10 protein-coding genes are annotated in these 10,634 nt (G+C 44.0%); 3 read left to right on the forward strand and 7 right to left on the reverse strand.

Annotated features, from left to right (window positions below; all coding sequences use genetic code 11):
• Nucleotides 1–582 precede the first annotated feature (582 nt).
• The 3 genes from EA58_RS13800 to EA58_RS13820 all read left to right on the forward strand — a co-directional run bounded on the left by EA58_RS13800 (nucleotide 583) and on the right by EA58_RS13820 (nucleotide 3,158).
• The gene (locus tag EA58_RS13800; RefSeq protein WP_036753903.1) at nucleotides 583–810 is read left to right on the forward strand and encodes a hypothetical protein; all 228 of its coding nucleotides are present in this window, start codon (nucleotides 583–585) and stop codon (nucleotides 808–810) included.
• Between the two features lie 1,831 nt (nucleotides 811–2,641).
• Complete coding sequence (locus tag EA58_RS13815; RefSeq protein WP_036753910.1) at nucleotides 2,642–2,869, forward strand: hypothetical protein; 228 nt, start codon at nucleotides 2,642–2,644, stop codon at nucleotides 2,867–2,869.
• A gap of 100 nt (nucleotides 2,870–2,969) precedes the next feature.
• The gene (locus EA58_RS13820; RefSeq protein ID WP_152548052.1) at nucleotides 2,970–3,158 is read left to right on the forward strand and encodes a hypothetical protein; all 189 of its coding nucleotides are present in this window, start codon (nucleotides 2,970–2,972) and stop codon (nucleotides 3,156–3,158) included.
• Between the two features lie 52 nt (nucleotides 3,159–3,210).
• Here the strand turns inward: EA58_RS13820 and EA58_RS13825 are convergent, their stop codons facing one another.
• The 7 genes from EA58_RS13825 to EA58_RS13855 form a co-directional block, all read right to left on the reverse strand.
• Nucleotides 3,211–3,840 carry a Bax inhibitor-1 family protein gene (locus tag EA58_RS13825; protein ID WP_081819676.1) on the reverse strand — a complete coding sequence of 210 codons (630 nt, stop codon included), beginning with the start codon at nucleotides 3,838–3,840 and terminating at the stop codon, nucleotides 3,211–3,213.
• A 237-nt stretch (nucleotides 3,841–4,077) separates the two neighbouring features.
• The gene (locus EA58_RS13830; RefSeq protein ID WP_036753919.1) at nucleotides 4,078–6,027 is read right to left on the reverse strand and encodes an ATP-binding cassette domain-containing protein; all 1,950 of its coding nucleotides are present in this window, start codon (nucleotides 6,025–6,027) and stop codon (nucleotides 4,078–4,080) included.
• Entirely contained in the window at nucleotides 6,020–6,508 is a 489-nt protein-coding gene (locus EA58_RS13835; protein WP_036753922.1) for a hypothetical protein, read from the reverse strand. The genes EA58_RS13830 and EA58_RS13835 overlap by 8 nt, the downstream gene beginning before the upstream one ends.
• Nucleotides 6,509–6,510: 2 nt before the next feature.
• Nucleotides 6,511–7,689, reverse strand: a complete 1,179-nt coding sequence (locus EA58_RS13840) for an HlyD family efflux transporter periplasmic adaptor subunit (protein ID WP_161781052.1) — start codon at nucleotides 7,687–7,689, stop codon at nucleotides 6,511–6,513.
• A gap of 59 nt (nucleotides 7,690–7,748) precedes the next feature.
• A complete protein-coding gene (locus EA58_RS13845) occupies nucleotides 7,749–8,984 on the reverse strand; it encodes a TolC family protein (RefSeq protein ID WP_036753927.1) in 1,236 nt (411 codons plus the stop codon).
• A gap of 103 nt (nucleotides 8,985–9,087) precedes the next feature.
• Nucleotides 9,088–9,927: a hypothetical protein gene (locus EA58_RS13850; RefSeq protein ID WP_152548053.1), complete on the reverse strand. Its 840-nt coding sequence runs from the start codon at nucleotides 9,925–9,927 to the stop codon at nucleotides 9,088–9,090.
• 176 nt (nucleotides 9,928–10,103) lie between these two features.
• On the reverse strand, nucleotides 10,104–10,595 hold the full coding sequence (locus EA58_RS13855; protein WP_036753930.1) for a hypothetical protein: 492 nt from the start codon (nucleotides 10,593–10,595) through the stop codon (nucleotides 10,104–10,106).
• Nucleotides 10,596–10,634 lie beyond the last annotated feature (39 nt).

Below are 10,634 nucleotides of genomic sequence, written 5' to 3' on the forward strand. Positions count from 1 at the left end.
CTCTTGTTCAATGGTATGTCGCGCATCAATTCCATCTCAATCTCAGTATTTTCTGATGCGCGCCAGACACTCTTTGCGAGCACAAAGAGTGCCCAGAAATGCTTTTTCTTTCTCTGGTTCTGGCCGGGTCGGTTATAGGCGCTCCCTGCGCCGACAACCTAAAAATTCATCCATGAATTTTTCCCTGTGATTGTGGATGAATTGAATTCTCGACTGTGATTAAACAGTTTCGTTTAAAACAACCGGTCAGCAAGGAAACGAAACTGACAGACTGCATTCGAACTCATTCATACCAAAAATACTCAGGCGGTGGCCTTTGCCTCACCGCTTTGAGCATTGTCATAACAACAGTTTTAACCTTGGGCTTACCTTCAACATCGCGACCCCCCCGATACCTACTGAGGTGATGAAGTCTGTCGAACTTCAAATGAATCAACGCACCATTGCTCAATCCCACTGCCCTTCTGTAATACATCTGTTTCATGATTGACTGGTGTTGTTGAATAAACAATTGAATGAATATAGCGTTGTATGCATAATTACTGCATTTATTAAAGACACAGCTCTAGGATGAACAATTCAATGGCAAATCCATCAGAAACAGCTCGAAAAATCAAATTTATCATCAATCTAGTAACTTTCATTCTAGCTACCACTCTACTTGCATACACGGCTTACGACTTCATGATGGGGCGATTCTGTGATAATGCTCACGGAATCAACACAAAGTACGTTGGTGGCTGGATGATTGAAGTCTGTAAAGAATCATACTGGGATAACCGATACGGCGGTCGGGACGGCTGGGAATAACACTTACATAGGTCTTCGAACACCTCCATCAAGCAGTTCATCGGTTGCAATTTATGTCTTGCTCAATGGTATGTCGCGCATCAATTCCGTCTCAATCTCAATATTTTCTGATGCGCGCCAGACACTCTTTGCGAGCACAAAGAGTGCCCAGAAATGCTTTTCTTTCTCTGGTGCTGGCCGGGCCGGTTATAGGCGCTCCCTGCGCCGACAACCTAAAAATTCATCCATGAATTTTTCCCTGGGGTTGTGGATGAATTGAATTCTCGACTGTGATTAAACAGTTTCGTTTAAAATAACCGGTCAGATCGGAGCATCTCAAGAAAACGAAACGAACAGACTGCATTCGAACTCATTCATACCCAAAATACTCAAGCGGCGGCCCTCGCCTCACCGCTTTGAGCATTGTCATCACAACAGGTTAACACTGAATCTACCCTCACTTATTTCAACATCACGGCACTATCGATACCTACTGAAATGATGATGAAGTCTGTCGAACTTCAAATGAATCAACGCACCATTGCTCAATCCCACTACCCTTCTGCGATTTATCTGTTTCATGGATGACTGGTGTTGTTGAATAAACAATTGAATGAGTATTGTGTTGTATGCATAATTACTGCATTTATTAAAGACACAACTTTAGGATGATCGATTCAATGTCAGCAGCAACAGGTCGCAAAATCAAAAGATTACTTAATCTTATTGGCTTCATTCTGATTCCCACTCTACTTGCTTTATCAACATTCGACTTCATGATGGGTCGATACTGCGATAATGCTCATGGCATCACCACGGGAAAAAACGATAGTTGGATGATTAAAGTCTGCAAAGAATCATACTGGGATAACCGATACGGCGGCCGTGACGGGTGGGAATAACCAGACCCGGTAAAACATTCCATGCATACGTACATCAAGACAAAACTCTAAGACGAACTATTCAATGGCAAATCCATCAGAAACAGCTCGAAAAATCAAATTTATCATCAACCTAGTAACTTTCATTGTGGTTACCACTGGATTTACTTTCGCAACATTCGACTTCATGATGGGCCGATACTGCGATAATGCTCACGGCATCAACACGAGACCGGATAGTAGTTGGATGATTAAAGTCTGCAAGAACCACTACTGGAGCAACCAATTTGGCGGTCGGGACGGCTGGGAATAACACTTACATAGGTCTTCGAACACCTCCATCAAGCAGTTCAGCGGTTGCAATTTATGTCTTGTTCAATGGTATGTCGCGCATCAATTCCATCTCAATCTCAGTATTTTCTGATGCGCGCCAGACACTCTTTGCGAGCACAAAGAGTGCCCAGAAATGCTTTTTCTTTCTCTGGTGCTGGCCGGGTCGGTTATAGGCGCTCCCTGCGCCGACAACCTAAAAATTCATCCATGAATTTTTCCCTGGGGTTGTGAATGAATTGGATTTCCGAGTGTGATTGAAGAGTTCCGTTTTAAAACAACCGGTCAGATCGGATCATCGCAAGAAAACGAAAGTGACAGACTGCATTCGAACTCATTCATACCAAAAATACTCAGGCGGTGGCCCTCGCCTCACCGCTTTGAGCATCGTCATCACAACAGGTTAACGCTGAATCTACCCTCACTTATTTCAACAGCGCGGCACCACCGATACCTACTGAGGTGATGAAGTCTGTCAAACTTCAAATGAATCAACGCACCATTGCTTAACCCCACTACCCTTCTGTAATACATCTGTTTCATGGTTGACTGGTGTTATTGAATAAACAATTGAATGAATATAGCGTTGTATGCATAATTACTGCATTTATTAAAGACACAGCTCTAGGATGAATAATTCAATGGCAAATCCATCAGAAACAGCTCGCAAAATCAAATTTATCATCAACCTAGTAACTTTCATTGTGGTTACCACTGGATTTACTTTCGCAACATTCGACTTCATGATTAGTCGATACTGCGCTAATGCCCACGGCATCACCACAGGAAAGAACGATAGTTGGATGATTGAAGTCTGTAAGGATCACTACTGGGATAACCGATACGGCGGCCGTGACGGGTGGGAATAACCAGACCCGGTAAAACATTCCATGCATACGTACATCAAGACAAAACTCTAAGACGAACATTTCAATGGCAAATCCATCAGAAACAGCTCGCAAAATTAACATGGTCATCGGTCTAGTCGGCTTCATTTTGGTTACTTCTATGATTGCTTTCGGAACATACGACTTCGTGATGGGTCGATACTGCGATAATGCTCATGGCATCACCACGGGAAAAAACGATAGTTGGATGATTAAAGTCTGTAAGGATCACTACTGGGATAACCGATACGGCGGCCGTGACGGGTGGTAATCATATCCACTCTGGATGAAAGAGAGAGCGCCACATGCGTGGCGCTTATTTATCAATCATCGCCCAGAAGCTGAGCTAAATTCATGAAGATGTTCAGAAGATCAATAAAAATTGATGTAGACAGTGCAATCGCATTCGTCAGTGTGGGTTCCACCGTTCGAGCCATAACCAAATCAAACCCGAGAAAACCCATAAAAATCACAACAGACAGAATATGAATGAGGGTCATCTCAATCTTCAGGAAGAATACTGCGACAAGCGAGACCAGAATGAGTCCGATCAACGCGATCATGAGAAAACCCATAATTCTTTGGAAAAATGCTGGGAACATCGCTGAAGCAATCATCATGACGCCAAGTGCCAACAGCGTAAGCACGCCGGCCTCATATAGAATTTCATGCTCAACCGACGCGAACCAAGGGGCAGAGATAAACCCTAAGGCAATCGGAACGAGTGAGAATCCGATCAGCTGAACAGGAATGTTCCCACGAACACCCGCCATCACCGATCCCAAAACCGCGACCAGGAAAGTCCCCAGAAAAAGAATGATTGGACTGATTGAGGCAACGATCATTGGATCAATGGCTGAGGTTACCCCCCAAAATATCAATATAGATAATGCAATCAGGCAAGACAGGGTGATATTAAAAACACTTCGACAACTTCTTTTTTCGTTATTCATAATATTTTCTTTGTTTTAATTTAAACGTTTTTGGAAGACTGAAACAAAGAATCAAATATAAGGTTAATCAATTTAGCTGAACGTATTCAAGTTAGAGAAAGAAACGGAAATACAAATACTTTGAGCAACTCACAAACAATCACCACCGCCATCGGCGGGGTGGTTTAGACGTGACAATAAACAAGGAGTGACGTTGTCACCCCTATCCTCTGCTCTTTACGTCTTTATTTTACGTCTTTATTTTGCCTTGTTCACCGATAAAGTCTTTTTATTCATATCGAGTATCAAATTCGCTTGCTTGGTCAGCAAAATGGAATGCGATGAGTAAACAATGATTGCGTTCGGAAACTTTTCGCGAAGCCTGTGCATAAATCGCTGCGCTTCTAATGGCGACAAGTGAGAGCAAGGCTCATCCATGAGGATGAGATCTGGATGGTTCCCCAGCGCACAAATCATACGCACCATCTGATATTGACCCGACGACAAATTGAGACTTTCTACCGACTCGCCGTGAATCGCATGCTGATTCAGCACGAAGTTCGCCCCAAAATCACGCAGCAGCTCGAAGAAATTTTTGATGTTCGCACCAAACTTCAACGATGCATTAAACCCAAGCGTATCGGCAACAAAGCGATCATCCGGCGAGTAATAAGCCACATTCTCCTGAAAGAAATTCGAGTCGTATTCACTGGGTGCCACGTTGTTGAAAAATACCCGACCGCCTGATGGCGGCATGTAGCCCGCGAGCACCCGGAGCAGCGATGATTTCCCTGATCCCGCAGTCCCGATGACCGCCAGTGACATCCCTTGAGACACCGACAAATCTATACCAGAAAATACAGGGTGTTCATCGTAAACCACAGACAGGTTTTGTGCATTTAAAGTGTTACTGTTGCTGCTATCTGGCGTATACATCACCCCCATTTCAAACATAGATGGCTCATACACTTCGTGAAGCGCAGTAATCGCACCTTTCATCTTAGAGTGAGCGATGGTGGCTTGATATATGCGATTCGACAGTGCCGAAATCGCCCCCGAACACCGTCCATTCAACAACATCAGTGCAATCACAGCCGATTGTTGTAAATCGCCCACCTGAATCGCAAAGTATGCCGCCACAAAGATCACAACAATGGATGTTGAACTGTAGAGCTTGAGGATGCCTGAAGATTTTTCATCATGATCCTGAATCTGAATGTTAAACACTGAGACATCGTTGGTCATCGACATCCAGCGCTTACGGATTCTGTCTCGGTTGAGGAACTTAAAGAACCGTTTCCCTTTTTCCATCCCAATCAAATAGGTCAGCTTTTGATCTTTCAACTGATTCAACAGCATGATCTTCCGGTACGCTTTCATCTTCATGGTCAGAAGCACAACAAAGAACACCATATAAATCGTGATCGGGAAAATAGCGTTCACACCCAGCATGAAGGCGAATGCCACCATGATGACAAAGGCAGTCAGCGCATCCAGACCAATATGCCCTGCCGTCTTCCAGATGGCCACAATCGATTCAGTTGCGGTCTTCCAGTGAACAATTGCATCTTTGTGTCGCGAGTGAACCACTTTATTGAAGAAGACATCTTCCGCAATCCGGCTTTCAGACTCTATCCGCCGGTTCAGCCCCGCCATAATCCACTCTTTGATGAAAAACTCCACGATGAAGATCATCACAAAGATGGCTGAAACGACCAGCAGTGAAGAAACCGATTCACCAAACACCAATCGGCTGTTGAACAGGTTCGAGTACACAGGACTCGCCATCACAAAAGCCACCAGCACCAGAAGCAATAAAGAAGCTGCCGGGGTTCGCTTCACCAGCATCTGAGGGATTTTCGCCGCTTCCACATACCTGAAGCTGACTCTCACTGCAAAACATTCTGCGGATGTAAATGGCGGAAGCTCTCCTCCGCCTTCGACCATGAACTCATTGACATCCGACTTCCGAATAACGTGAATCTTCTCGTTATGGATGGCAATAAACGCACTGGGGATAGTCGTATCACTTTCGACATCCACATCAACGATGTCCGCTTTAATCAGAGGGTGCTCATTGAGCTCAATCAGCTCTTTCACGACCTGCCTGTACTGAGACTTTCTCTTCGGCTGGTAGTGTTCAGTTTGGATACCGACCCCCTGTTCGTTGAGGTATCCTTTGATCAAATCAAGATCGACTCTATTCATTTTCTATGACCGTTGCTTGATTGTTGGCTTCCTCAAATTGGCGATGAAGCTCTTCTGTTTTCATGGCAATAAAACACATGCTCGAGAGTTTCGATTCGCGTTCCATGATTGGAAGTGAGTCAATTTGCGCAATGTCGTATTCCCCGCCTTCGGAGATCGCTTTCCGCTTCGAGAAAACAAAGTTATAAGTGGCATAGCGTTTCGCTGTCGCCCCATCCAGCATTCCGCCGATGATGCATGAAGTACTGATGTAAACCGGTTGTTTGCCGTAGACACGGTCATAGGTCACCATCATGCTACGAAAGACCTCATCAGTCAGGATGTGGCTTTCTATCGGGAATACGAGTCCACTTTCAGTGGCTAACTTATACGTGCCTTCTGTTGGAGCGAGCTGAGCCTGAAGAAAGGACAAGAGCATCACCACAAAAACTAAAAAAACGGCTGCCAATGCACATGACAGCAAACCTACGAAACCTACCATTGTTAATACGGTTCAAATATTGTTTTATTTTTCACCAACACACTACGTATGTAATCGAAAACAGTCACCGTACCGCCGACAGCAAAGACATTCACTTCAGTTCCCTCTGAAAGAGGGATGTTTTCTGAAGGAATGATCGTCACCTTGTAGTATCGAGAGTCATCATTTTTTCGGTCATCCTCAAAGCTGTCTTCAGAGATTCGAGTGATGGTGCCTTTAAATGTTGTTTTCGCCGACGCAAGTGAAGGCTGAATATTTACGTTCATCCCAAGAGAGATATCCCCACGATATTTGGCGAGGAACTTCGCGGAGATCACCACATCCGACTCATCTTTTTGCAACAGCATGATGGCTTCTGACTCCTCTAAGAAATAATCGACACCGACATTTTCCTCTAAAGAGAGTACAACCCCATTGATGGGAGAATGTATAGTTGAGCGATCTATCTTGAGTTTCGCAAGCGCGAGTTCGTTGGCGTTCAGTGCAAGTTCATCTTTAATGTCGTAGAGCTTATCCGTGGTTCTGGTCAGCCGGTCTGAAAGTTCATTAAAGATGGCTGACTTCTTACTACTGACATCAATTTGCAGCTTCGTGATCCCCGATTCATTTTCATTGAGCGACTGAAGCATGCTATTCAGCTCCCGCTTCGCATCTTCCACCTGAAGCGCGGTGGCGCCATGTTTCTCAAGTCTTCGAATCTTCGACTTCGTGATATTGATACTATCCCGGATCATCTCTGCTTCTCCCCGCTTCGCCTCAACCAGCGCGGCGACATCTTCCTGATAAGCGAAATAATCTTTTGCTTTCCACTGATAGCTTTTAATCACGCCGACAAAATCGCGCTTGACGTCTTCACTGGCCTCACAGCCAGCCGCCACGTGAGAGATCAGCTTTTCGTTTTCTTTCTCTAAAATATCCATCAGACGTCTGGTCGTGCAGATATCAAGTTCTGCTCTTTCCAGCTGGCTTTGAAGATTACTTCCATTCTTCATTAAGCTTTGCGATTTAAAGATCACGTCATGATTATCAAAGGCGATCAAGGGATCGCCATTTTTCACTTCAGAGCCAGAAGAAACAAAGATTTCTTTTACATTACCTGTACTGTGACTCTTAATTTGCAGCGTGTTGTTCTTCCCGTCGACAAACCCGCGCCCCGGAGAGACCAGTTCAATGTCGCTCACACCGATCCCGATCAGCGCACACAGGGTCAAAGGGACGAAGACCTTGGCGTGAAAAGCCATTAAATATCACCCGTGAGGACATCGATCGACAGCATTGTGTTCACAAGCGTCGCCTCAGTGTCCGTCTTTTGCTGAATTGCTAAATAGTAGCCATTCCAGGCTTGGATAAGCTCATATAAAGACGTCACGTTAATCTGGTATTCGTTTTGACGCTCTTGAATCAGGTCTCGCTTGATCGTGATGGACGCTTCTTGAGATTCAAGCAGACGACGGTTGCTATCCAGAATAGAAAGCTGAGACTCCAGGCTCAGTTTCAGATCTTCCCGCATTTGGTCAAGCATGTATTGTTCAGACTTGTATTGAGACGTTGCGGTCTTATCTTTCCAGTAATTTGCCGGGTTAAAGAGATCCAACGTCACCATAATACCCACTTCACTCTCTGAACGACTCAACGTCAGGTTGTCTGCTTTCGTCTTCGCGTAGAGGTCAACACTCATCCAGTTGTCTGCGGTATCAATCGCTTTATTGGCGGCTTGCACTTCCAGTGCCTTCTTCCGAAGAGACTTGTTATTTTGCACATCACCAACCGCTTTTTTTCCGATTAATGCATCCACGGTCGTCAGATCGACTGCCATATCTTTCGGATAGGGAATCCCTGAAACTTGCTCCAGATTCAGGCGAAGTTGTTTGATCTTCAGTTTTGTAGCGAGGATGGCATTTTCCATATCTGTGATCAGCACTTCAGCCGTTGTCGAGTCTGATGCTTTTGCCAACCCCCCTTTGACCTTATCGCGAATATCTGCATCAATTTTTTTCGCTTTTGCCAAGATGTCTTCTCCTTCACGGATAAGGCTCTCGTAGAGGGAAATGTTGTAGACAGAGGTCGTGATTTGAGCACGGATGTTACTTTTCTCAATGTCGACATTCATGCCAGCCGCATCAGCTTTAGACGCCAGCATGCTGTACACATCATTGTGGTTATCACGCCAGATGTTGCTGCGAAGGTTCACATTTGATTCATGTTTCCGGTTATCCCAGGGATTGATTCCAACCTCTTCTGGCCCATCTTCCATGTGCGTTTTTGTCGTGTGGTCAATTTTAAAACTGGGCAGGTAATACTTGTCTTCTTGTTCCAGACGGATTTTCTCGACGTCATATTGAGACATGAGAGACTTAATTCTGAAAGAATTCCCAATGGATTGCTCGATGTAGTCATTCAATGACGTATCAGCAAATGCAGCGCCCGAATTGAGGCAAAAAACAGCGACGGCAGCCGCGATGACTTTTATTTTCATTAATAATATAACCTTTGATTTTCAGAAAATTCATTCATATTGTTATGAAAAATAGTTAAAAAAGGAAGCCAGAGACTCCCTTTTTTATCATCAGCTATTCACATTAAGACTTAATGGATAACAGCCCCCCGGCAATCGCGCCGATCGCTTGTTTCAGTTTAGAAGCCTGTTCTTTTTGAATGCCACTGAGATTTTCAGTTGATTCATTAATTTTAGACAGCTTCTCGTAACTGCCCGCTTCAAACTTGAGGATAGCCTCCTGGCTCTGCTGAATCTTCGAAAGATTATCCTTGAATTCATGAATTGAATTGATGACGGTTTCATTTAACTCACCTTGTGAGTGAATACTGGTCGCTAATTTACCTGAAGCTTCAGTTAATGCTTTCACCTGGATCGTATTGCTGATAACAATCGATGCCAGTTCTTTACGATCGACATTCGACTGAATAATCCGATTCATATAGCGGCGTAATTTATTGTTGTCTTCTTCAAGCTTTTGCAATCTTTCAAGCAGAGTCTCATCAGAAATATGCGCTTCGTCTTCGACGTCTTCCTGACCAAAGTACATTTTAAAATATACGGAAGCACAGAATATCATCACTGAGGCGGCAACCCCCATGACAGATGTCAGGAAGGCAAAAGACATCGCGTTGAGCGATTCCCCAATCGCCGTCATAATCAACGCAATCTGCTCATCGATACTACCACCTTCGCCGCCAATGGCACCTGCGATTTTCTCGATCATCTGCGTCAGACCAACGAAGGTACCAATCAAACCCAAAGAGACAACCGTATTCCCGCAGGTCTGACTCACAGAACAGATCCGCTCATAAGAAACTTTATCCTTCATGCCCCGAATGTGGTAGGTCAGGAATTTCAATGGCGGGTAGATTGCGACCAACAGACACCCGATTGTGATCTCAGTTGCCAACTCGTAAGACATCGACACGAGACTCTTGACAGCTGGCACAAAGAAGAATGAGGCGATAACTGCCGCATAAATTAAATAACCAATATAATGCATTCTTTTCTTTTTATTTGTCTTTACTTATAGAATGAATCCTCATGAAATAAAAACTGAAATATTTAATGATTGAATCACTTTCTGTCTTTATTTTTCTATTGACTTTTATCTTCATGAGATACCGGCTGAACATCGATAAAGTAAAAGTTAAATCCGCTTGAAATCTCAATTTCATAATTCATTCCATGTTTCAGCATAAAAGGGATCATTTTGATCGCGTTACTTAAAGCTCTTCTTTGAGACCTTTGCTGGCTCACATCTACGGCTGGATAATTTGAGACGATCTTATAACCATCACACTCACCACAAATCGCCTTGACACTTTTCAGGTACTGATTGATTGTGTCAGCGTCAGATTTATTATCAAAACTCTTAAAGAACTGGAGTTTTCCTTCCGTAATCGATAATTTGCCAAACTCAATGTCGAGTTCTCGCTTGATAAATTCCTGCTCACCAACTTTTTGAATTTCAATTTGTTTCGAAACAGCAACAACTTGCGCAAGAATGAAGAAACAAATAAGTAATACAATCACCGCCAATGTTGCAGATAATGCATCGGCCATCGGTGCTAAAGTATCATCATCCATATTTACTTATTTAATATGAGAGTATAAAAAAAAGCGGGA

It is taken from the genome of Photobacterium galatheae, from assembly GCF_000695255.1.
GTDB lineage: Bacteria > Pseudomonadota > Gammaproteobacteria > Enterobacterales > Vibrionaceae > Photobacterium > Photobacterium galatheae.